The 20,891-nt window shown below is 71.8% G+C and carries 23 protein-coding genes and 1 riboswitch; of the genes, 13 read left to right on the plus strand and 10 right to left on the minus strand.

Annotated elements, in window-relative coordinates; all coding sequences use genetic code 11:
• Positions 1-44 precede the first annotated feature (44 nt).
• Positions 45-806, plus strand: coding sequence for an endonuclease/exonuclease/phosphatase family protein (locus tag ACIRD8_RS02660; RefSeq protein WP_403985213.1), 762 nt, complete (start codon positions 45-47; stop codon positions 804-806).
• Between the two features lie 20 nt (positions 807-826).
• Here the strand turns inward: ACIRD8_RS02660 and ACIRD8_RS02665 are convergent, their stop codons facing one another.
• Both ACIRD8_RS02665 and ACIRD8_RS02670 read right to left on the minus strand, forming a co-directional pair.
• The gene (locus tag ACIRD8_RS02665) at positions 827-1,495 is read right to left on the minus strand and encodes a hypothetical protein (RefSeq protein ID WP_403985215.1); all 669 of its coding nucleotides are present in this window, start codon (positions 1,493-1,495) and stop codon (positions 827-829) included.
• The gene (locus ACIRD8_RS02670; RefSeq protein WP_403985217.1) at positions 1,488-2,267 is read right to left on the minus strand and encodes an alpha/beta hydrolase; all 780 of its coding nucleotides are present in this window, start codon (positions 2,265-2,267) and stop codon (positions 1,488-1,490) included. The genes ACIRD8_RS02665 and ACIRD8_RS02670 overlap by 8 nt, the downstream gene beginning before the upstream one ends.
• Before the next feature lie 215 nt (positions 2,268-2,482).
• Between ACIRD8_RS02670 and ACIRD8_RS02675 the strand changes: the two genes are divergently transcribed.
• The 4 genes from ACIRD8_RS02675 (at position 2,483) to ACIRD8_RS02690 (ending at position 6,264) form a co-directional block, all read left to right on the plus strand.
• On the plus strand, positions 2,483-3,202 hold the full coding sequence (locus ACIRD8_RS02675) for a lysophospholipid acyltransferase family protein (RefSeq protein ID WP_403985218.1): 720 nt from the start codon (positions 2,483-2,485) through the stop codon (positions 3,200-3,202).
• 57 nt (positions 3,203-3,259) lie between these two features.
• Positions 3,260-4,486, plus strand: coding sequence for a MacS family sensor histidine kinase (gene macS / locus ACIRD8_RS02680; protein ID WP_403985220.1), 1,227 nt, complete (start codon positions 3,260-3,262; stop codon positions 4,484-4,486).
• Positions 4,483-5,184, plus strand: coding sequence for a response regulator (locus ACIRD8_RS02685; protein ID WP_403985222.1), 702 nt, complete (start codon positions 4,483-4,485; stop codon positions 5,182-5,184). The genes macS and ACIRD8_RS02685 overlap by 4 nt, the downstream gene beginning before the upstream one ends.
• Positions 5,185-5,259: 75 nt before the next feature.
• Positions 5,260-6,264, plus strand: a complete 1,005-nt coding sequence (locus tag ACIRD8_RS02690) for a 2-hydroxyacid dehydrogenase (RefSeq protein ID WP_403985224.1) — start codon at positions 5,260-5,262, stop codon at positions 6,262-6,264.
• Positions 6,265-6,287: 23 nt separating this feature from the next.
• On the opposite strand, the gene ACIRD8_RS02695 is transcribed toward ACIRD8_RS02690, so the two are convergent.
• Together ACIRD8_RS02695 and ACIRD8_RS02700 are read right to left on the minus strand one after the other, a co-directional pair.
• A complete protein-coding gene (locus ACIRD8_RS02695; RefSeq protein ID WP_403985226.1) occupies positions 6,288-8,246 on the minus strand; it encodes an anthranilate synthase family protein in 1,959 nt (652 codons plus the stop codon).
• Positions 8,247-8,342: 96 nt separating this feature from the next.
• A complete protein-coding gene (locus ACIRD8_RS02700; protein WP_124277238.1) occupies positions 8,343-8,399 on the minus strand; it encodes a trp operon leader peptide in 57 nt (18 codons plus the stop codon).
• 104 nt (positions 8,400-8,503) lie between these two features.
• Between ACIRD8_RS02700 and ACIRD8_RS02705 the strand changes: the two genes are divergently transcribed.
• Both ACIRD8_RS02705 and ACIRD8_RS02710 read left to right on the plus strand, forming a co-directional pair.
• Positions 8,504-9,850, plus strand: a complete 1,347-nt coding sequence (locus tag ACIRD8_RS02705) for a class II 3-deoxy-7-phosphoheptulonate synthase (protein WP_403985228.1) — start codon at positions 8,504-8,506, stop codon at positions 9,848-9,850.
• 160 nt (positions 9,851-10,010) lie between these two features.
• Positions 10,011-10,280: a bacterioferritin-associated ferredoxin gene (locus tag ACIRD8_RS02710; protein ID WP_403985230.1), complete on the plus strand. Its 270-nt coding sequence runs from the start codon at positions 10,011-10,013 to the stop codon at positions 10,278-10,280.
• A 45-nt stretch (positions 10,281-10,325) separates the two neighbouring features.
• Here the strand turns inward: ACIRD8_RS02710 and bfr are convergent, their stop codons facing one another.
• A complete protein-coding gene (gene bfr, locus ACIRD8_RS02715; RefSeq protein ID WP_403985232.1) occupies positions 10,326-10,805 on the minus strand; it encodes a bacterioferritin in 480 nt (159 codons plus the stop codon).
• Positions 10,806-10,961: 156 nt separating this feature from the next.
• Between bfr and ACIRD8_RS02720 the strand changes: the two genes are divergently transcribed.
• Complete coding sequence (locus tag ACIRD8_RS02720; RefSeq protein WP_365929133.1) at positions 10,962-11,594, plus strand: sulfite oxidase-like oxidoreductase; 633 nt, start codon at positions 10,962-10,964, stop codon at positions 11,592-11,594.
• 10 nt (positions 11,595-11,604) lie between these two features.
• On the opposite strand, the gene ACIRD8_RS02725 is transcribed toward ACIRD8_RS02720, so the two are convergent.
• From ACIRD8_RS02725 to thiO, 5 genes are all read right to left on the minus strand, one after another.
• Complete coding sequence (locus ACIRD8_RS02725) at positions 11,605-12,468, minus strand: deoxyribonuclease IV (RefSeq protein WP_403985234.1); 864 nt, start codon at positions 12,466-12,468, stop codon at positions 11,605-11,607.
• Positions 12,469-12,502: 34 nt separating this feature from the next.
• Entirely contained in the window at positions 12,503-14,425 is a 1,923-nt protein-coding gene (pknB, locus tag ACIRD8_RS02730) for a Stk1 family PASTA domain-containing Ser/Thr kinase (RefSeq protein WP_403985236.1), read from the minus strand.
• Between the two features lie 126 nt (positions 14,426-14,551).
• Entirely contained in the window at positions 14,552-15,346 is a 795-nt protein-coding gene (locus ACIRD8_RS02735; protein WP_403985238.1) for a thiazole synthase, read from the minus strand.
• Positions 15,347-15,348: 2 nt separating this feature from the next.
• Complete coding sequence (thiS, locus tag ACIRD8_RS02740; protein WP_403985240.1) at positions 15,349-15,579, minus strand: sulfur carrier protein ThiS; 231 nt, start codon at positions 15,577-15,579, stop codon at positions 15,349-15,351.
• Positions 15,576-16,787 (minus strand): glycine oxidase ThiO, encoded by a 1,212-nt coding sequence (thiO, locus tag ACIRD8_RS02745; RefSeq protein WP_403985242.1) that lies wholly within the window; start codon positions 16,785-16,787, stop codon positions 15,576-15,578. The genes thiS and thiO overlap by 4 nt, the downstream gene beginning before the upstream one ends.
• A riboswitch (TPP riboswitch) is annotated at positions 16,785-16,897 on the minus strand. (Overlaps the previous gene by 3 nt.)
• Before the next feature lie 51 nt (positions 16,898-16,948).
• Between thiO and ACIRD8_RS02750 the strand changes: the two genes are divergently transcribed.
• The 5 genes from ACIRD8_RS02750 (at position 16,949) to metF (ending at position 20,876) form a co-directional block, all read left to right on the plus strand.
• Positions 16,949-17,290, plus strand: coding sequence for a hypothetical protein (locus ACIRD8_RS02750; protein WP_403985244.1), 342 nt, complete (start codon positions 16,949-16,951; stop codon positions 17,288-17,290).
• Between the two features lie 28 nt (positions 17,291-17,318).
• A complete protein-coding gene (locus ACIRD8_RS02755) occupies positions 17,319-18,557 on the plus strand; it encodes an NAD(P)/FAD-dependent oxidoreductase (RefSeq protein ID WP_403985246.1) in 1,239 nt (412 codons plus the stop codon).
• 62 nt (positions 18,558-18,619) lie between these two features.
• Positions 18,620-18,985 carry an Rv2175c family DNA-binding protein gene (locus tag ACIRD8_RS02760; RefSeq protein ID WP_403985248.1) on the plus strand — a complete coding sequence of 122 codons (366 nt, stop codon included), beginning with the start codon at positions 18,620-18,622 and terminating at the stop codon, positions 18,983-18,985.
• A gap of 146 nt (positions 18,986-19,131) precedes the next feature.
• A complete protein-coding gene (gene thiE / locus ACIRD8_RS02765) occupies positions 19,132-19,782 on the plus strand; it encodes a thiamine phosphate synthase (RefSeq protein WP_403985250.1) in 651 nt (216 codons plus the stop codon).
• 176 nt (positions 19,783-19,958) lie between these two features.
• The gene (gene metF, locus ACIRD8_RS02770; RefSeq protein ID WP_403985252.1) at positions 19,959-20,876 is read left to right on the plus strand and encodes a methylenetetrahydrofolate reductase [NAD(P)H]; all 918 of its coding nucleotides are present in this window, start codon (positions 19,959-19,961) and stop codon (positions 20,874-20,876) included.
• Positions 20,877-20,891 lie beyond the last annotated feature (15 nt).

Below are 20,891 nucleotides of genomic sequence, written 5' to 3' on the forward strand. Positions count from 1 at the left end.
GCGCCCTCCGGGGAGCGGCGGGCGTCCGTCGTATCGTGCCTCCCATGGTCACGACGGAGACACCGCTGCCCGACTCCCGTACCGAGCCGGACGGTTCGGCCGTCATCAGGGTGCTCAGCTACAACGTCCGCTCGCTGCGCGACGACACCGAGGCGCTGGCCCGTGTCATCCGCGCCTGCGCACCCGACCTGGTGTGCGTCCAGGAGGCGCCGCGCTTCTTCCGCTGGCGCAAGGCGGCGGCCCGGCTCGCGGCCATGACCGACCTGGTGATCCTCAGCGGCGGGGCCACGGCGGCCGGGCCCCTGCTGCTCTGCTCCCTGCGGGCCACCGTGGAAAGCACCGAGGACATCCTGCTGCCGCTCACACCGGGACAGCACCGGCGGGGTCTGGCCACGGCGGTCGTACGGGTCGCCGGGACCCGGATCGGTGTCCTGAGCTGCCACCTCGGTCTGCAGCGGGAGGAACGCCGGGCGCAGGCGGAGATGGTGCTGGACCGGGTCGACGCGATGGACGTCCCGCACGCCGTGGTGGCCGGCGACCTCAACGACGTACCGGAGGGGAGTGCCTTCCGGCGGCTGGCCGGGCGGCTCCAGGACTGCCGGACCGTGCGGCCGTGGGGCGGCGAACTCACCTTCCCGCCCGGCGCGCCGCGCAAGCGGATCGACGCGGTGTTCGCGACCGACGGCATCGAGGTGCTCGGCTGCGGCGTCCCCGAGGGCCTGCCCGGCGTCACCGGCGCGGACCTGCGGGCGGCCACGGACCATCTGCCCGTACTGGCCGCCCTCAGGGTGCCCGCGGGGGACTGAGCCGGGGCTTTCGCGGCGGGTCAGACGACCGCGCCGCGCCCCGGGTCGTCGTCCTCGTCGTCGTCGGGGGGCATACGCGCCACCAGGGTGGCGAACCCGCCCAGGAAACCGCCGATGGAGAGCGTGGTGAGCCACCACGTCATCTCCCACTGCATCAGCACGGCGAGCAGCATCAGCACCGGACCGCCGACCACGGCGAGCCAGGCGAACTTGGCCGTCACATCGGCCTCGGGAAGCGGCGGCGGCTCCGGCGGGACGAAGTGCCCCTCCTCGCTGTCGTCCGGATCGTCGATGTCGCCGTCCCCGGGCTCCTCCAGGCCGTAGTCGCGCGGGCCCGCGACCCCGGGCGCGAAGACGACGGAACCGCCGAGCGGCTTCTTCTCCGGCGGCCCGCCCGGCGTCTTCCCGCCCACGCCCTTGTCCGGGTCGTCGCCCGCGCCGGACTCCGGCGAGGGGCCCAGGACGTTGAGCTGGTCGTCCTCCAGCAGGGCCAGGTCCTCGATCGACTTGAACGGCTTGGCGCCCGGCGGGTCCGGCGGCTCCTCGCCGTACCCCGCGACGATCGCCTCCCAGGCCGCGGCCTCGTCGAGCGAGGCCCCCTCCGAACCCTCGGGGACCGCCGTTCCTTCCGTGGGGCGCGGTTCGCGCTCCTCGTCACTGCCCGCGCGCTCCGCGTCGTGCTCAGCCACCGGACGTGCTCCCCTTCTTGCCAGCGTCGGTTGCGAGGCGGTCGATGAACCGGTAGCTCTCGTCGAAGATCCGCTCCGCATCGTGGTCCAACGTCGCCACGTGGTAGCTCTGTTCCAGGAGGATCTCCTCGACGTCCCTGGACGAGACCCGGCTGAGGATCCGCGCCGAGTCCGCCGGCGGCACGACATGGTCCTGCGGGCTGTGCAGCAGCACGATCGGCTGGGTGACCTGGGGCAGGTCGGCGTCGACCAGCCGGAAGAACGCCCGCACGGAGTGCGCGGCGTGCAGCGGCACCCGGTCGTAGCCGACCTCCTCCGCGCCCGCCAGGGCGATGTCGCTGGTCAGCCCCTTCGTCGTCCGCACCACATGACGGGCCACCGGCAGGGCGTACGCCGAGAGGCCGTGCACCTTGTTCGCCGGATTCACCAGCACCAGGCCCGCGATTGCGTCCCCGTGCTTCGCGGCGAGGCGCAGCGCCAGGGCGCCGCCCATGGAGAGGCCGAACACGAAGACCACCTCGCACCGCGCCCGCAGTGCCCGCAGCTCCCGGTCCACCTCCGCGTACCAGTCCTGCCAGCCCGTGACCGCCATGTCCTCCCAGCGCGTGCCGTGCCCCGGCAGCAGCGGGAGGGACACGGTCAGTCCACGCTCCGCCAGGTGGTCGGCCCAGGGGCGCAGGGACTGCGGCGAACCCGTGAATCCGTGACAGAGGAGGACGCCGACCTCTCCGCCCTCGTGGCGGAACGGCTCGGCTCCAGGGAGGACCGGCACCGGGGTCTCCTGTTCATGAAGCGGGCTGGGGTGCGGGGGGTGTGCAAAAGGATTACTTCACCGTACGCGACCGGACCGACACCGACCAGGGCCGTCACCGCCCGAGCAGCCGTCACCGGCGGGGGCAGCCGTGAGGCATACCGCCCCGAGCGGACGGGGGAGGCCGCGGCCCCACGGGTTAAGGTCTCATCGACGGCACACAGGAGGCACCAGAGTTGATCTACGGCGCAATGAAGTTCTCCATCGGCGGGTCCCTGAAGCTCGCCTTCAGGCCGTGGGTGGAGGGCCTGGAGAACATCCCCGCACACGGGCCGGCGATCCTCGCGAGCAACCATCTGTCCTTCTCCGACTCCTTCTTCCTGCCGGCCGTCCTCGACCGCAAGGTCACCTTCATCGCCAAGGCGGAGTACTTCACCGCCCCCGGGGTGAAGGGCAAGCTCACCGCCGCCTTCTTCAAGGGCGTGGGACAGCTCCCGGTGGACCGCTCCGGCGGCCGCGGCGCCGGCGAGGCGGCCATCAGGGCGGGCATCCAGGTCATCGAGAGCGGCGGGCTCTTCGGCATCTACCCGGAGGGCACCCGCTCGCCCGACGGACGGCTCTACCGGGGCAAGCCCGGCGGCCTCGCCCGGGTGGCGCTCGCCACCGGTGCGCCGGTCATCCCCGTGGCGATGATCGACACGGAGAAGATCCAGCCGCCCGGCCAGGTGGTGCCCAGGCTGATGCGCCCCGGGATCAGGATCGGCGAGCCGCTGGACTTCAGCCGCTACCAGGGCATGGACGGCGACCGTTTCATCCTGCGCTCGGTGACCGACGAGGTCATGTACGAGATCATGAAGCTCTCGGGCCAGGAGTACGTGGACATCTACGCCACCGCGGCCAAGCGGCAGATCGCCGAGGAGGCGAAGGACAAGGGAACGGAACGGTCCGGCGCGTAGGAGCGCGGCCGGCCCGGAGCGGGCAGCAGGACAGGGGCGGGAACCGGGGGAGAGCACATGGCCGGGCGTGAACGGGTCGTACGGATGTCGGTCGAGCAGCCGCTGTGGCGTGCGCTGACCGCGTACCGCGTGCTGACACTGGTCTACGCGGCGCTGCTCGCGGGCTTCGGCCACGCGAAGTACGAGCGGCCCTGGGTGGCCGTGGCCTTCCTGGCGGTCCTCGCCGTCTGGACCTTCGCCACCCTGCCCAGGGTGGCCAACGCGGCCCGCTGCACCAAGCGCTTCCTCGGCCTGGACCTCACCGTCGCCATGGGCGGGATCCTCCTGACCCCGCTCGCCGACTTCGACGCCCAGCACATGGACGGCCCGACGCTGCCGTCGATCTGGACCGCGGGTTCCGTCCTCGCCTTCGCGCTGAAGGGCGGCTGGCGCTGGGCGGCCTTCGCCTCCACCCTCGTCGCCGTCGCCAACATCGTCGAGCGCGGCGAGCCCAGCGAGGACACCTTCCACAACGTGGTGCTGGTCTGGGTCGCCTCCATCGCCATCGGTTACGTCGTCGAGGTGGCCCGCGCCAGTGAGCGCACCCTGGCACGGGCGCTGGAGATCGAGGCGGCCACCCGGGAGCGGGAGCGGCTGGCCCGCGACATCCACGACAGCGTCCTCCAGGTCCTGGCCATGGTCCAGCGGCGCGGCACGGCCCTGGGCGGTGAGGCCGCGGAGCTCGGCCGGATGGCCGGGGAGCAGGAGGTCGCCCTGCGGACCCTGGTCTCCAGCGGCCTGGTCCCCACGACCCGGGTCTCCGAGGACAGCGCCGAGGGCGCGGTGGTCCGCGAGGTGGTGACCGACGGCTCGGACGAGCCGGAGAGTGCCGAGGCCGACCTGCGCGCGCTGCTCGCCCCGCACGCAGGCTCCCGGGTCACCTTCGCCGAGCCCGGCGCCCCGGTGGTGCTCGCGGCCGGCGCGGCGCGCGAGCTCGCCGCCGCGGTGAGCGCCGCGCTGGACAACGTACGGGCCCACGCGGGCCCGGACGCCCAGGCGTGGATCCTGGTCGAGGACGAGCCGGCCGAGGTGATCGTCACGGTCCGGGACGACGGCCCGGGCATCCCGGAGGGCAGGCTCGGCCAGGCGGAGGGGGAGGGCCGGCTCGGTGTCGCGCTCTCGATCCGCGGGCGGCTGCGCGATCTGGGCGGCACAGCAGAACTGATCTCGGTCCCGGGCCAGGGCACCGAGGTCGAACTGAAGGTCCCGAAGGTTTCACGGGGGAAGGCAGGAACGACCCGATGAGCACACCGAGTACACCGCAGGCACAGACGTCCCAGGAGCGCGCCATCAAGGTGATGGTCGTCGACGACCACCCGATGTGGCGCGACGCCGTCGCCCGCGACCTGGCCGAGTCCGGGTTCGACGTGGTGGCGACCGCAGGCGACGGCCCGGGCGCCGTACGCCGGGCCAGGGCCGCCGTGCCCGACGTCCTGGTGCTCGACCTGAACCTGCCGGGGATGCCCGGCGTCCAGGTCTGCAAGGAGCTCGTCGGATCGCACCCCGGGCTGCGCGTCCTGGTGCTCTCCGCCAGCGGCGAGCACGCCGACGTCCTGGAGGCCGTGAAGTCGGGCGCCACCGGCTACCTCCTGAAGTCGGCCAGCACCCAGGAGCTGACCGACGCCGTGCGCGCCACCGCCGCGGGCGACCCGGTCTTCACACCGGGCCTCGCCGGACTGGTCCTGGGGGAGTACCGCCGGCTCGCCTCCGACCCGGCCCCCGCCGCCCCCGACCAGCGGGCGGTCCCGCAGCTGACCGACCGTGAGACGGAGGTCCTGCGGCTGGTCGCCAAGGGGCTCTCGTACAAGCAGATCGCCGAGCGCCTGGTCATCTCCCACCGCACCGTGCAGAACCACGTCCAGAACACCCTGGGCAAGCTCCAGCTGCACAACCGTGTGGAGCTCGTGCGCTACGCCATCGAGGCCGGCCTCGACGACGTCTGACGGCCGAGCGGCGCCCCGGGGGTGCGGGCCGTATATTCGCGAGGACCGGCCCCACCCCCTCACCCGGGAGACGTCGTGGAAATCCTGGCATTCGGCGTGCAGTCCGACGAGAAGCCACTGATCGAGAAGGCCTTCGCCGGCCTGCACGACGTCCGCTGTCTGGACGTCTTCCTCACCGAGGACACCGCCCCGATCGCCGCGGGCTACGAGATCATCTCCACCAGCGTCAACGCCGACCTCGGCAGCCGCGTCCTGCAGACCCTCGCGGCGGGCGGCACGCAGATGATCGCCCAGCGTTCCACCGGCTTCAACAACATCGACCTCGACGTCGCCGAACGGCTCGCCCTGCGCGTCGCCCGGGTCTCGTACTACTCGCCGTACTCGGTCGCCGAGTTCGCCTGGACCCTGGCCATGGCCGTCAACCGCCGTATCGTCCGCGCGGTGAGCCGCACCCGGGACTTCGACTTCCGGCTGGACGGGCTCCTCGGCCGGGACATGCACGGCCGCACGGCCGGTGTGGTCGGCACGGGCAAGATCGGAGAGGCGTTCACCCGCATCGCCCACGGCTTCGGCATGGAGCTGCTGGGCTGGGACATCGCCGAGAACCCCGCCTGCACCGAGCTCGGCATGACGTACGTGGACAAGGAGCGGCTCTTCGCCGAGGCCGACCTGATCAGCCTCCATGTGCCGCTGCTGCCCGCCACGGAGCACATCGTCGGCGAGGAGGCCCTGTCCCTGATGAAGGACGACGCGATCCTGGTCAACTCCAGCCGGGGCGGCCTCATCGACACCCGCGCGCTCGTCACCGAGCTGCGGACCGGCCGCTTCACCGGCGTCGGACTCGACGTCTACGAGGCGGAGGCGGGGCTCTTCTACGTCGACAAGTCCGTGGAGGGCATCGACGACGACACCCTCGCACGGCTCGTCACCTTCCCGAACGTCATCGTGACCTCGCACCAGGCGTACTACACACGGGATGCCGTGGGGCAGATCATCGACGCCACGGTGCGGAACGTCACCGACTACCTGGCGGGCCGCCGCAGCGACAACGTCCTGGTCCCCGCGCTGCCCGCGCGTTAGCCGGCGCCCGGCTGCGAGGTCCTTCAGCCGGCCACCGGCAGCGCGGCCAGCAGACCGGTCACGATCGCGGCGCCACGCAGCGTGAGCACCGACTCCGGGTGGAACTGCACCGAGGCGAAGCCCCGGCCCCGCAGCGCGTGCAGCTCACCGGAGGCCGTGTCCCTGCTCGCCTCGATGCCGTGCGCGCCCAGCTCCAGGGCCGCCGCGTCGTCACAGAGCGCGGTGAAGCTGTTGTAGAAGCCGACGGTCTCGGGCCTGCCGAACAGATCGATCCGCGTCTGCGCCCCCTGGTACGGCACGGCCTTCCGCGCGATCTCCAGGCCCAGCTCCGCCGCGATCAGCTCATGGCCGAGGCAGACACCGAGCAGCCCGTGGCGGTGTTCCGCGACCAGCTCGGCCGCCAGCGCCCTCAGCAGCCGCATCTTCGGATCGGCCGCGTCCCGCGGGTCGCCGGGCCCGGGCCCCAGCACCACCGGACCCTCGTGCGCCCGCACGGCCTCGCGCAGCCCGGGCTCGTCGTACCGGCGCACCGACACCGTGAGGCCCGAGGAGCGCAGCAGGTGCGCCAGCATCGCCGTGAAGGTGTCCTCGCCGTCCACCACCAGCGCATGGCCGGAAAGGTCCCGTGTGCGCTCCTGCATCCGCAGCCAGAAGGGGGCCAGACCGCCGCGCCGGTCGTCCAGGGCGGCCTGCACCCGCGGATCGGAGGCCAGCCGCGGGCGGTCCGCCTCCGACTCGGGCCTGCCCGGCCTCACCCCCAGCGCCGCGAGCACCCCGGCCGCCTTCGCATGGGTCTCGGCGACCTCCCCCGCGGGATCGGAGTGGCGTACGAGCGTGGCGCCCACCGGCACCCGCAGCCGGCCCGACGCCGAGATGTCCGCGGTGCGGATCAGGATCGGCGAGTCCAGCGTCTGCGCCCCGCCCGGCTCGCGGCTCACCAGCGCCAGGGCGCCCGCGTAGTAGCCGCGGCCCCCGGGCTCGTACCGCTCGATCACCCGGCAGGCGTTCTGCACCGGGGAGCCGGTGACCGTCGCCGCGAACATGGTCTCCTTCAGGACCTCGCGCACGTCCAGCGAGGAACGCCCGCGCAACTCGTACTCCGTGTGCGCGAGATGGGCCATCTCCTTGAGCCGGGGGCCGATCACCACACCGCCCATGTCGCCGACCGTGCACATCATCTTGAGCTCCTCGTCGACCACCATGGAGAGCTCCTCGGTCTCCTTGCGGTCGCCGAGGAAGGCCAGCAGACCCTCGGCGGTCGGCCCCTCGGACGGGTAGCGGTAGGTCCCGCTGATGGGGTTCATCACGACGGTCCCGCCGGACATCCGCACATGGACCTCGGGGCTGGCGCCGACCAGCGTCCGCCCACCCGTCACCCGCCGCCGCCCCGAAGTCGAGAGCCCTTCGGGCTCGCTGCCACCTGTGTGGACGACGAACGTCCAGTACGCCCCGCGCTCGCCCGCCAGCAGCCGCCGGAACAGCGCCAGCGCGTCGGCCCTGCCGAAACCGGGGATCTCGCCGCCGAAGGTCCGGCGGATCACGAAGTTCGCGCCCTCGCCCTGCCCGATCTCGTTGTCGATGACCTGCCGGACGATGTCCGCGTACTCCTCGTCCGGGACGTCGAAGGAACCGTCCTCGACGCGCACGTCATGGCCGGGCAGCTCCGCGAGCACCTCGGCCAGCGGCAGCTCGTACGCCCGCTCGGCGACCAGCACGGCGAGAGGGGTCCCGTCGTCCCGTACGTCGAAACCGCGCTCCGCGATCTGCCGGAAGGGCACCAGGGCCAGCGAGGGCAGCTCGCCCACCGGGATGCCGGCGAGCCGGTCCACCTCCCGCACCTCGCCGGTCAGGACCTCGACGGTGTCGTGGTCCCGGCCGGGCGTGCGCCTGCGCAGCAGGGCGAAGGGCGGGGCGTCGTCACGGAGCAGCATGGACAGCACATCGGCCGTGCTCCCGGCACCGTCGGACGTGGGCTCGGGCATGGGTGTTCCTTCCTGATGGAGGAACGGCTCCCGGCTCCTGAACGCAGAGAAGGCCGCCCCTCGGGCGGCCTTCGCGAAGTCTGTACGCGCGATGAATCAGCGGGCCGCCGGATGAGCGGTCCACCACCAGTTCTGGGTCGTCTGCGCGAACATGCCACGTACCTTAGCGGAAGCGGTGGACAAACGAGCGCGCGTCTCATTTGTTGAGCGGGCGGATGGGACGCACTCGCCGACCCCGTAATGTTGTCAAGGTGACCGTGAACGCCAATACCTCCGTCGCCGGTGGCCACACCTGGCGAGACCTTCCCGCGGCGCAGCAGCCCGAGTACCCCGATGCCGAGGCTCTGCGCGACGTACTCGCGGACCTCGAGTCGTATCCTCCGCTCGTCTTCGCGGGCGAGTGCGACCAGCTGCGCGCCCGCCTGGGAGCCGTCGCCAAGGGCGAGGCGTTCCTGCTGCAGGGCGGCGACTGCGCCGAGGCCTTCGACGCCGTGTCCGCCGAGCACATCCGGGCCAAGCTGAAGACGCTGCTCCAGATGAGCGCCGTCCTGACCTACGCCGCCTCCGTGCCGGTCGTCAAGATCGGCCGGATCGCCGGGCAGTACTCCAAGCCCCGCTCCAAGCCGACCGAGACCCGCGACGGCGTGACGCTGCCGACCTACCGCGGCGACTCCGTCAACGGGTTCGAGTTCACCGAGGCGTCCCGCGTCCCGGACCCCGAGCGGCTGAAGCAGATGTACCACGCGTCCGCTTCGACGCTGAACCTGGTGCGCGCCTTCACCACCGGTGGTTACGCCGACCTGCGCCAGGTGCACGCCTGGAACCAGGACTTCGTGAAGTCCTCGCCGTCCGGCCAGCGTTACGAGGCCCTGGCCCGCGAGATCGACAACGCGCTGAACTTCATGAAGGCGTGCGGCACCGACCCGGCCGAGTTCAAGGCGGTCGAGTTCTACGCCTCGCACGAGGCACTGCTGCTGGACTACGAGTCCTCGCTGACCCGCACCGACTCGCGCACCGGCCAGCTCTACGACACCTCGGGCCACATGGTCTGGGTCGGTGAGCGCACCCGCCAGATGGACGGCGCGCACATCGAGTTCGCGTCGAAGATCCGCAACCCGATCGGCATCAAGCTCGGCCCGACGACCACCGTCGACGAGGCGCTCGGCTACATCGACCGCCTCGACCCCGAGCGCGAGCCGGGCCGGCTGACCTTCATCGTCCGCATGGGCGCCGACAAGGTCCGCGACAAGCTCCCCGAGCTGGTCGAGAAGGTCACCGCGTCGGGTGCCCAGGTGGTGTGGGTGACCGACCCGATGCACGGGAACACCTTCGAGGCCGCGTCCGGCCACAAGACGCGCCGCTTCGACGACGTCCTGGACGAGGTCAAGGGCTTCTTCGAGGTGCACAAGCAGCTCGGGACGCACCCCGGCGGCATCCACGTCGAGCTCACGGGCGACGACGTCACCGAGTGCGTCGGCGGCGGCCACGAGATCTTCGTGGACGACCTGCACCAGCGCTACGAGACGGCCTGCGACCCGCGCCTCAACCGCAGCCAGTCCCTCGACCTGGCCTTCCTGGTCGCCGAGATGTACCGCGACCAGTAGGGGATCTTCCCTGGTGACGCACGTGGGGCACGGATCGATGTGATCCGTGCCCCACAGGCGTATCCGGGCTTTTGTGGTCAGGGGCTCACGGGTAAGGTTAGGTTAGCCTCACCGAAAAATCGGGACGGCGCCGCGATCGACCCGTCGGGAGGTGAACCGCATGTACGTCTGCTCCTGCTTCGGCATCACGGAGGCCCAGGTCAAGCAGCATGCGGACGGCGGAGCGTGCACACCCCGCCAGATCGCCTCCGCCTGCAAGGCCGGCACCGACTGCGGCGGCTGCGTCCGCAGGATCCAGGCACTGCTCGGCCGTGGCGACTGCCCGCGCCGCGAGCTCATCGAGGGACGTACGGCGCCGGCGGGCGCCCCGGCCGGGGCGCCCGCCGCTCTCGGCACCACGTCCGAGGTCAGGCTCTCCGACGCCGCCTGAGCATCCCGCCCGGGGCCGTGCCGCCGCGCAGGAGCCGTCGGCGGATCAGCTGTCGGGCTGCTCGATCACCTGGGCGATGTAGAGCGGCTCACCGAGCTTCTCCACCAGCTCCAGCTGGGTGTCGAGATAGTCGATGTGGTGCTCCTCGTCCTCGAGGATCGACTCGAAGATGTTCGCCGAGGTGATGTCGCCCTTGCCGCGCATCAGCTCGATGCCCCGCCTGAGGCGGTCGATCGCCTCCACCTCCACCTGGCGGTCGGCCTGGAACATCTCCGTGACCGTCTGGCCGACCCGCACGTGGAAGAGCCGTTGATAGTTGGGCAGCCCGTCCAGGAACAGGATCCGGTCCGTGAGGATCTCCGCGTGCTTCATCTCGTCGAACGATTCCGCGCGGGTGTACTTGGCGAGCTTCGTCCAGCCGAAGTTGTCCTGCATCTTCGCGTGCAGGAAGTACTGATTGATGGCAGTCAATTCGGCGGTCAGCTGTTCGTTGAGGAACTCGAGGACCTCGGGGTCGCCCTGCATCGCAGAGGCTCCTTCCAACCGGTTGAACCAGGCATGTTTGCGCGCATCCTCGCATCGCACTCAACGGTCGTCCAGTAAGTGCACGCTTAGTATGAGTTGCCCGAATCGACTCTCCCCTGGTCATGACCACCCCTGGCTGTCTGTCACCATGGAGGCATGGGTCAGCCGGAAAGCCGGGAACGCGGCACAGCAGAGCAGTCCGGGCTTCCGCCGGGGCAGCGGCTGCAGCGCGGCTGGCCTGTCACCCATTACGGGCCCGTGCCCAAGTTCAAACCGGACCGCTGGGAGTTCCGGGTCTTCGGTGCCACGGCCGACGGCGACAAGCACTGCTGGAATCACCAGGAATTCACGGCACTTCCCTTCTCCTCCGTCGTCGCGGACCTCCACTGCGTGACGAAATTCAGCATGCTCGGAGCTGAATGGGGCGGAATCCTGGCCCGCGAGGTGGTGGAACTGGCGCCGCCCGCACCCCATGTCACCCATGTGATGGTCTGGGCCGAATACGGATTCAGCTCGAACCTCCGGATCGCCGACTTCGCATCGGACCGGACCCTGTTCGCCACCCATAAGGACGGCGAACTGCTCACCGCCGAACACGGATTCCCGCTGCGCCTGGTCGTCCCGCACCTGTATGCCTGGAAGGGGCCCAAATGGGTCCGGGGCATCGAATACATGTCGGCCGACCGCCGCGGTTTCTGGGAGGAGCGCGGCTACCACAACATCGGCGACCCGTGGAGCGAGCAGCGCTACTCCTACCAGGAGGAGCCCGGGGACGGCCCCGAGCTCTGAGCCCCGGCTCTCACCCGGTGGCGGAGCCCCTGAGCTCCTTCAGCCGCGCCACGTCCGCCGCATGGCCTTCCTTGCCGCCGGGCGTCTCGATGACCAGCGGCACGCCCTCGGTCGCCGGGTGCGAGAACAGCTCGCGGAACGGCCCGGCCCCGATATGACCCGAGCCGATGTTCTCGTGCCGGTCCTTGTGGGCGCCCACCACGTCCTTGGAGTCATTGGCGTGGATCAGCTTCAGCCGGCCCTTGCCGACCGTGTCCACCAGCAGATCCAGGGTCTGCCGCATGCCGGCGGGACCGGTCAGATCGTGGCCCGCCGCGTAGATGTGGCAGGTGTCCAGGCAGACCCCCAGCTTGGGGTGGGAGTCCAGGGCCTCGAAATACGGGCCGAAGTCCCAGGTCCGCGAGCAGAGCGAGGAGCCCTGCCCGGCGGTCGACTCCAGCAGCAGGAACGGATCGTCGTCGTGGGTCAGCTCGTCCAGCAGCGGGAGCATGTGCGTACGCACCTGGGCCAGGGCCACCTCACGCGGGCGTCCGCCGGTCGCCGAGCCGGTGTGCACCACCACACCCAGGGCGCCTATCGCGCGCGCCCGGCGCAGCGAGTGGCGCAGGGAAAGGACCGACCGCTCGACCGTGGCCTCGGTGTGCGAGCCGAAGTTGATCAGGTACGGCGCATGGACGTACGCGGGGATCGCCCCGGCCTCGCACTCCGTGCGGAACAGCTCGTCCTGCGCCGGGTTCCCGGGCGGTGTCGCCCAGCCGCGCGGATTGGCGACGAAGACCTGCACGGTCTCCGCCGCCAGCTCACGGGCGTAGCCGAGGCCGATCTTGGCGAGTCCGCCGGCCACGGGAACGTGGCCGCCGATGGGGTTACGCATGTGCTGCCGGCCTTCGGGTTGTCTACAGGGTTGTCTACAGGGCCTTGGTCCTGATGGTGATCGTGGAGCCTTCGGCGGCCTTCTCGCCGCCCTCCACCGACTGGCTCTTGACCGTGTCGCTGAAGGAGAGGAACGGGCGGTCGACCTTGACCTCGAATCCCGCCTCCTCCAGTGTGCTCCTGGCCTCGTCGACGTCCGTCCCCGTGACGTCCGGGACCGGGAGCATGCGCGGGCCCTTGGAGACCGTCAGCTCCACGGTGTCGCCCTCGGCGGCCTCCGCACCGCTTCCGGGCGTCTGCCGGGCGATGTCGCCCTCCGCCTCGCGGGAGTTGACCCGGTCGGTCAGCACCTTCGTCTTGAGACCCGCCTCGTCCAGAGCGGCCCTGGCGTCCTCGACGGAGAGCCCGGTGACGTCGGGCACGTCGACGGGGCTGCCCTTGCTGACGACCAGGGCGACCGCCGAGTCGGGGTGGCGCTCGGTGCCGGCCCGCGGATCCGTACGGATCACCTTGCCCCGGTCGATCTCCTCGCTGAACTCCCGCGTCACCATGCCGGGCGCGAGCCCCGTCCTCTTCAGCTCGCGCCGGGCCTCGGCGAGGGCGAGCGACTCGACGTCGGGGACCTTCACGATCTCCGGGCCGCGCGAGATCACCAGCTTCACCGCGTCGTTGCCCCGGATCCGCTCACCGGAGCCCGGATCGCTGCTGATCACCGTGGAGCGCTTCACCGTGTCGCTGTAGGCGTATTCGACGCCCTTCAGATCGAGACCCTCGTCCGCGAGCCGCTTCTCGGCCGCGCTCCGCGTCTGGCCCAGGAGGGAGGGGACCCGGGTGAACTGGCCCGAGTTGATATACCAGACGCCCGCGCCGGCCCCCAGCACCAGCAGGACGGCGACGAGCACGGCGAGCGGCCCGCGCCGGCCCCGGCCGGACAGGAGGCCGCGTCGCCCGCGCCCGGGCCGCTGGGGCGGGGACGGCGGCATCTCCAGCCGGCTGGTGTGGTGCGCGGTGCCCTGGCCGGGCGGGATCACCCTGGGGATCACGCTCGTACGGTCCTCGGCGGCGTCGTGCTCCTGGGCGATGGCCTGCGGCGGCACCGCGTCGAGCTGCTCCTCGGTGAGCCCCGCCCGTATCCCGCGGGACCGCGAGAGCAGGGCCACCGCGTCCTCCGGGCGGACGTCGGGGTTGCGCGCCGTCGCGGCGGCCACCAGCTCGTCCAGCCCGGCGGCCAGGCCCGGCACGGCGCCGGACGGTGCCGGGACGTCCTCGTTCAGGTGCTGGTAGAGGACCTGGGCCGCGGTGTCCCCGCCGTGCGGCTTGCCGCCGGTCAGCATCTCGTAGAGCACCACACCGCAGGCGTACACATCGGACCGGGTGTCGGCCGTGCCCTGCTCGATCTGCTCCGGGGCGAGGTACGAGACCGTGCCCAGCAGCGATCCCGTGGTGTCCGTGGCGGTCCCCACCGCGCGTACGAGACCGAAGTCGGCGACCTTCACCCGGCCGTCGTCCCCGATCAGGACGTTCTCCGGCTTCATGTCGCGGTGGACGAAGCCCGCGCGGTGCGCGGCGCCGAGGGCGGCCAGCACCGGCTCCAGGATGTCCAGCGCCGCCCGGGGCTGCAGCGCCCCGCGCTCGCGCAGGACGTCACGCAGGGTGCACCCGGCGACGTACTCCATCGCGAGGTACACGTACGCGCCCTGGGCACCCTGGTCGAAGACGGCCACCACATTGGGGTGGGCGAGCCGGGCCACGGACTTGGCCTCGCGGATGAAGCGTTCGACGAACGCCGCGTCGGTCGCCAGGGCCGGGTGCATCACCTTGAGGGCGAGCACCCGGTCGAGCCGGGTGTCCATGGCCCGGTAGACCGTGGCCATACCGCCGACGGCGATGCGCGCGTCGATGCGATAGCGGCCGTCGAGCAGCTGCCCGACAAGCGGGTCCTGGAGGGTCGTGTCCACGGGGCGAGTCTACGAGCTGTCACGGACACCGCGGATGGGCCAGGTCTCCCGGGGCCCGTTCCGGTGCCGAGCCGTGACAGCGGGATGCACGTGCTGTGACGGGGAACCGCCGCCGTGGCCCGGATCTCAGAAGGCCGGGCGCTCCGGATCGAGCACCGCGCGGCCCTCCGCCGGCGAGGACGCCTCGGCGAAATGGCGGCGCGGGATGCGCCCCGCCCGGTAGGCCAGCCGCCCGCCGTCCACCGCGTGCCGCATCGCCGCCGCCATCAGCTCGGGCTCCTGCGCCCGGGTCACCGCCGAGGCGAGCATCACAGCGGCACAGCCCAGCTCCATCGCCAGCGCCGCGTCCGACGCCGTCCCGGCGCCCGCGTCCAGGATCACCGGGACCCCGGCCTGCTCGACGATCAGCTGGAAGTTGTGCGGGTTGCGGATGCCGAGCCCGGAACCGATGGGGGAGCCCAGCGGCATGATCGCCGCGCACCCCACGTCCTGGAGCTTGCGGGCCAGGACCGGGTCGTCATTGGTGTACGGCAGGACGGTGAAGCCGTCGTCGACCAGGATCTCGGCGGCGTCCAGCAGCTCGATCGGGTCGGGCAGCAGGGTGCGCTCGTCGGCCACGACCTCCAGCTTGATCCAGTCGGTGCCCAGCGCCTCCCTGGCCAGCCGGGCGGTCAGCACGGCCTCACCCGCGGTGAAACAGCCCGCGGTGTTCGGCAGGACCTGGATGGAGAGGCGTTCCAGGACGGAGAGCACCGAGCCCTGCACCGTCGGGTCGAGCCGGCGCATCGCCACGGTGGTCAGTTCGGTGCCCGAGGCGATCAGGGAGCGCTCCAGCACGTCCAGGCTGGGTGCTCCGCCCGTCCCCATGATCAGCCGTGACGAGAACGCGGTGGGACCGAGCGTGAAGAGGTCGTCGGACATGGTCAGCCTCCCTGGACCGCGGTGAGGATCTCGACGCGGTCGCCGTCGGCGAGCGCGGTGGCCGGCCACTGGCCGCGTGGGACGACGGCCTCGTTGACCGCGGCGGCGACACCCGAGGGAGCCGTGGTCAGCTGTGCGACCAGGGTGTCCAGGGCGGTGCCGGAGGGAAGGGAGCGGTGTTCCCCGTTGACGGAGACGCGGACGGGGTGATCGGCGGGCACGGGCTGTGTCATACGGGCTGCTCCTGCGGCGCGGGGGCGGTGTCTTCGGGGGAGGACGGGGACGCGGCGGTGAAGCGGTCCGGCGCGAAGGGCCGGGCCGGCTCGGGCAGCTCGCCGGTGGTCAGCACATGGGCCATCACGTCGCCGGTGACGGGGGTCAGCAGCACCCCGTTGCGGTGGTGCCCGGTGGCGAGGTGCAGTCCGGGCAGCGCCGTGGGGCCCAGCAGCGGCGCGTTGTCCGGCGAGGCGGGCCGCAGACCGGCCCGGGTCTCGGTCAGCGGCAGCTCCGTGATGCCCGGCATCAGCTCATGGGCGTCCCGCAGCAGCTCGTACACCCCGCCCGCGGTCACCGTGGTGTCCCAGCCCAGCTCCTCGGTGGTCGCACCGACCACCAGCTCACCGTCGGCACGCGGGACCAGATAGACCTGGCTGCCGCGCACCACGGCCCGCACCGTCCTGCTGAGGAAGGGGGCGTACGCGGGCGGCACCGTCAGCCGCAGCACCTGGCCCTTGACCGGGCGTACGGGCGGCACGACCGCCTCGGGCACGCCCTCGAGCCGGCCGCTGAGGCTGCCCCCGGCGAGCACCACCTGGCCGGCGGCGAGCTCCGTACCGTCCGCCAGGACCGCGCCCGTCGCCCGGCCGCCCGTGACGGAGAGCCGCTGGACCCAGGCGCGGCGGAACGCCACCCCCGCCCGCTCGCACGCGATGACCAGGGCCGAGGCCAGCCGCCTGGGATCCACCTGGTGGTCGCCGTCGACCCGCAGACCGCCGCGCACGCCCGGGGCGAGCATCGGCTCCAGGCGGCGGCACTCGCGGCCGGTGAGCCACTCGGACTCCAGCCCGGAACGCTGCTGCAGGGCGTGCAGCTCCCGCAGGTGCGCCCGGTCGTCGGAGTCCAGCGCGACGGAGAGGGTGCCGCAGGCGCGGAAGCCGGTCCCCTGCCCGCTCGCCTCCTCCAGCTCGGCCACGAACGCCGGATAGCGTGCCGCGGAGGCCACGTTGAGACCGAGCAGCGTCTGCTCGCCGTAGTGGAGTTCGGTGACGGCGGCGAGCATCCCGGCCGCGACCCGGGCGGCGCCGCCGCCCGGTTCCGGATCGGCCAGCGTGGTGCGCAGGCCGTGCTGGGCCGACCGCCAGGCGGTCACCAGACCGATGATGCCGCCTCCGACGACCAGGACGTCGGAACTGTCTGCGGAGATGTCCGCGGAGATGCGCATGGGCGTCCAGCCCCTCCCTTCGCCGGCATGACCCGGATCAGGTTCGTACGGTCGGAGGCCGGTCAGCCTCCCTCTCAGCCCGGTGCGTCCGGACTCCCGCGAGTGCCTTACGGTGGCCAGCCTAGACCCCACCCCGCACGGCCAGTAAGGGAGCGGTACCCGTGGCCCGTTCACTCGACGGACTCGTCCTCTCGCCGGTCGCCGACCAGGCCCCCGGCCAGGTCGGGACCCGGACCCGCTTCACGTACCACGAGCAGGACGGCCGGATCTGGGCCGAGTACGCGGGCGGCGACGTCGTCCGCGGGCACCTCGTCGGCACCCGGGAGGGGGACACCCTCGACTTCAGATACGTCCAGCTCAAGCAGGACGGGACGACCTCCTCGGGCCACTGCGCCTCCACGGTCACCGAGCTCCTGGACGGACGGGTGCGGCTGGACGAGACATGGGCGTGGGAGTCCCAGGAGGGCAGCGGGACGAGCGTGGTTGAGGAGCTCGTGAGCTGACGATGCGTCAGGTGACTAGGGTGGACGGGTGAGCGAGCAGACACAGGACCCGGCAGTGGGACGGCGGCCGCACGGAGTCGTGATCGTGGGCGCCGGCATGGCCGGGGTGCAGACGGCCGTGGCCCTGCGCGAACAGGGCTTCACGGACCCCGTCACCCTGATCGGCGCCGAACCGCACCAGCCGTACGACAGGCCGCCCCTGTCCAAGGCGGTCCTGCTCGGCAAGGCGGAGGACTCCGCCTTCGACGTCGACTTCGAGGCCCTGGACATCACGCTGCGCCTGGGGCTCGACGTGTCCGGTCTGCGTGCCGGGGCGCACGAACTGGACACCCCGGAGGGGCCCGTCGCCTACGACGTGCTGGTCCTCGCCACCGGCGCCGAGCCCGTCGGGCTGCCCGGCTCCGAGGGCGTGCCCGGAGTCCATCTGCTGCGCACCCTCGACGACGCCGCACGGCTGCGGCCCGTCCTGGAGCGGCAGCACGACGTGGTCGTCGTCGGAGCGGGCTGGATCGGCGCGGAGTTCGCCACCGCCGCCCGCGCGGCCGGCTGCGCGGTCACCGTCGTGGAGGCCGCCGACCGTCCCCTCGCGGGCACCATGCCCGCCGAGGTCGCCGAGCCGATGGCCGCCTGGTACGCCGAGAGCGGAGCCGAACTCCTCACCGGCGCCCGGGTCGCGCGCGTCGAGCAGGGCGCCGTCCACCTGGCGGACGGCCGTGTGATCCCCGCCGGAGCGGTGGTCGTCGGCATCGGCGCCCGGCCCGCCACCGGGTGGCTCGAGGACTCGGGCATCGCGCTCGGCCCGGACGGCTCGGTCACCGCGGACAGCTCGCTGCGCACCTCGCTGCCCGATGTCCACGCGGTGGGCGACTGCGCGTCCTTCCCGTCCGCCCGCTACGGGGAGCGGCTCCTGGTCCACCACTGGGACAACGCCCTGCAGGGGCCCCGGACGGTCGCCGCCGCCCTCGCGGACGGTGCGGTCAGGACGTACGACCCGGTGCCCTACTTCTGGTCCGAGCAGTTCGGCCGCTTCGTGCAGTACGCCGGCCACCACGCGGGCGCCGACACGCTGCTGTGGCGGGGCGACCCGGCGGACCCGTCCTGGACGGTCTGCTGGCTGCGGCAGGGCGTCCTCGTCGCCGTGCTGGCCGTGAGCCGGCCGCGGGACCTGGCGCAGGGGCGCAAGCTCGTCGAGGCGGGGGCGCGGATCGATCCGGTGCGGGCCGCCGACTCGTCCGTACCGCTGAAATCGACGGTGCTCCAGGGGTAGCCACGGCCTCGTACGGGCGGCCCGGGTACCGACTGTCGGTCCGGGATGGCACGCTTGTCCTTGTGACCGAGATTGACGTAAAGATCGATGCTCTCGTCCCCGCCTGGCTCCACCTTCCCGACATCGCGGAAATGCTCGATGTCGAGGTGACGCGCGTACGGCAGCTGGTCAAGGAAGGCCAGCTCATCGCCGTACGCCGTGGTGAGAACCGGACGCTCCAGGTGCCTGCCGCCTTCATCGACGGCGACAAGGTGGTCAAGGGTCTCGCAGGGACCCTGACGCTCCTGAGGGACGACGGCTACAACGACGAAGAGATGCTGGACTGGCTCTTCACCCCCGACCCGACCCTGCCCGGCACCCCCGCGCAGGCCCTGAGCGAGAATCGCGGTACGGAGGTGAAGCGCCGGGCCCAGGCGCTCGCCGTCTGACCGGACGACCGTGAGTGGGGTGCGGGCCGTGGCACACACGGCCCGCACTCCGCCGTTACCGGGCGGCCGGCGCGGCGATCCACCGACGTACGGGCGCGCAGCCGCCGCAGCAGTGATCCAACGACGTACCGACGGGGGAAATCTTCATGTCCACGCCTCGCGACCGGCTCTCCGGAGCCCGGCTCTACCTCTGCACGGACGCCCGCAAGCGGCAGGGCGACCTCCCCGAGTTCCTCGACGCCGTGCTGGCCGGCGGCGTGGACATCGTGCAGCTGCGGGACAAGGGCATGGAGGCGGCCGAGGAGCTCGAACACCTCGCGGTGTTCGCCGACGCCTGCAAGCGCCACGGCGCGCTCCTCGCCGTGAACGACCGGGCCGACGTCGCCCACGCCATCGGCTCCGACGTGCTCCACCTCGGACAGGGCGACCTGCCGGTTCCCGCCGCCCGCGCCGTCCTGGGCGGCGACGTGGTGATCGGCCGCTCCACCCACGCCGAGGCCGAGGTCGACGCCGCCGTCGCAGAGGCGGGCGTCGACTACTTCTGCACGGGCCCCTGCTGGCCCACCCCGACCAAGCCCGGCCGGCACGCCCCGGGCCTCGGCCTCGTGCGCTACGCCGCCTCGCTCGCCCCCACGCGCCCGTGGTTCGCCATCGGCGGGATCGACGCGGGCAATCTGGACGAGGTGCTGGACGCCGGAGCCCGCCGGGTCGTGGTCGTACGGGCGATCACCGAGGCGGCGGATCCGGGCCGGGCGGCCGCCTCGCTCGCGGAGCGGATCCGGGCCCGCGCCCTCTGAGCCGAGATCCGGGGCCGGTCCGGGAAGGCGCCCGGGGGAGCGACCGACGGGGCGTCCGGCAGGGTGTCCGAGGGAGCGTCCGGCAGGGTGTCCGAGGGGTGGACAAAACCTACCTCATTCCGGGCAATTCCCCCTCTCTGGTTGGGGTACCGCCGGGCCCTGGTTAACCTCCCATTATGGCCCTTGGCACACCTTCCACCAGGACAGATCACGCGCGTACGGTGCGTGAGCTGCTCGCGACCGGCGAGACGTCGTTCTCGTTCGAGTTCTGGGCGCCCAAGACCGAGAAGGGCGAACGGAACCTCTGGAACGCCCTGCGCCGGGTCGAGGCGGTGGGACCGAGCTTCGTCTCCGTGACGTACGGGGCGGGCGGTTCGACCCGCGCCGGGACCGTCCGGGCGACCCAGCAGATCGCGGCGGACTCCACGCTCACCCCGGTCGCCCACCTCACCGCCGTCGACCACTCGGTGGCCGAGCTGCGCAACATGGTCGGGCAGTACGCCGACGCCGGGATCCGCAACATCCTCGCGGTGCGCGGCGACCCGCCCGGCGACCCGATGGGCGAGTGGATCGAACACCCGAAGGGTGTGCGGTACGCGGCGGACCTCGTCCGGCTGATCAAGGAAGCCGGTGATTTCTGCGTCGGCGTCGCGGCTTTTCCCGAAATGCATCCGCGATCCACCGACTGGGACTCCGACATCGGTCATTTCGTGGACAAGTGCCGCGCCGGTGCCGACTATGCGATCACCCAGATGTTCTTCCACCCGGAGAGCTATCTGCAGATGCGTGACCGTGTGGTCGCTGCGGGTTGTGACACCCCGGTCATTCCCGAGGTGATGCCGCTCACCAGCGTCAAGCAGCTGGAGAGATTCGCGCAGCTCAGCAACGCGTCCCTGCCTTCCTCACTGAAAGAACGCATCCTCGCCGCGAAGGACGACCCAGCCGCTGTACGCTCCATTGGCATCGAGTTCGCCACGGAGTTCTGCGCGAAACTGCTCTCCGAGGGTGTCCCGGGGCTGCACTTCATCACGCTCAACAACTCGACGGCGACACTCGAGATCTACGAGAATCTCGGACTGCACAAGCAGTCCTGACCGGCCGTACCCGCC

This window comes from Streptomyces sp. NPDC102451, assembly GCF_044765485.1.
Classification (GTDB): domain Bacteria; phylum Actinomycetota; class Actinomycetes; order Streptomycetales; family Streptomycetaceae; genus Streptomyces.

What these genes read in the sequence shown, in the direction of transcription:
- thiO (WP_403985242.1), bottom strand. Translation starts at nt 16,787, where the DNA reads ATGCGCATCTCCGCGGACATCTCCGCAGACAGTTCCGACGTCCTGGTC.
- bfr (WP_403985232.1), bottom strand. Translation starts at nt 10,805, where the DNA reads ATGCAGGGCGACCCCGAGGTCCTCGAGTTCCTCAACGAACAGCTGACC.
- thiE (WP_403985250.1), top strand. Translation starts at nt 19,132, where the DNA reads ATGTCCACGCCTCGCGACCGGCTCTCCGGAGCCCGGCTCTACCTCTGC.
- thiS (WP_403985240.1), bottom strand. Translation starts at nt 15,579, where the DNA reads ATGACACAGCCCGTGCCCGCCGATCACCCCGTCCGCGTCTCCGTCAAC.
- ACIRD8_RS02720 (WP_365929133.1), top strand. Translation starts at nt 10,962, where the DNA reads ATGGGTCAGCCGGAAAGCCGGGAACGCGGCACAGCAGAGCAGTCCGGG.
- ACIRD8_RS02660 (WP_403985213.1), top strand. Translation starts at nt 45, where the DNA reads ATGGTCACGACGGAGACACCGCTGCCCGACTCCCGTACCGAGCCGGAC.
- macS (WP_403985220.1), top strand. Translation starts at nt 3,260, where the DNA reads ATGGCCGGGCGTGAACGGGTCGTACGGATGTCGGTCGAGCAGCCGCTG.
- ACIRD8_RS02725 (WP_403985234.1), bottom strand. Translation starts at nt 12,468, where the DNA reads ATGCGTAACCCCATCGGCGGCCACGTTCCCGTGGCCGGCGGACTCGCC.
- ACIRD8_RS02710 (WP_403985230.1), top strand. Translation starts at nt 10,011, where the DNA reads ATGTACGTCTGCTCCTGCTTCGGCATCACGGAGGCCCAGGTCAAGCAG.
- metF (WP_403985252.1), top strand. Translation starts at nt 19,959, where the DNA reads ATGGCCCTTGGCACACCTTCCACCAGGACAGATCACGCGCGTACGGTG.
- ACIRD8_RS02685 (WP_403985222.1), top strand. Translation starts at nt 4,483, where the DNA reads ATGAGCACACCGAGTACACCGCAGGCACAGACGTCCCAGGAGCGCGCC.
- ACIRD8_RS02695 (WP_403985226.1), bottom strand. Translation starts at nt 8,246, where the DNA reads ATGCCCGAGCCCACGTCCGACGGTGCCGGGAGCACGGCCGATGTGCTG.
- ACIRD8_RS02735 (WP_403985238.1), bottom strand. Translation starts at nt 15,346, where the DNA reads ATGTCCGACGACCTCTTCACGCTCGGTCCCACCGCGTTCTCGTCACGG.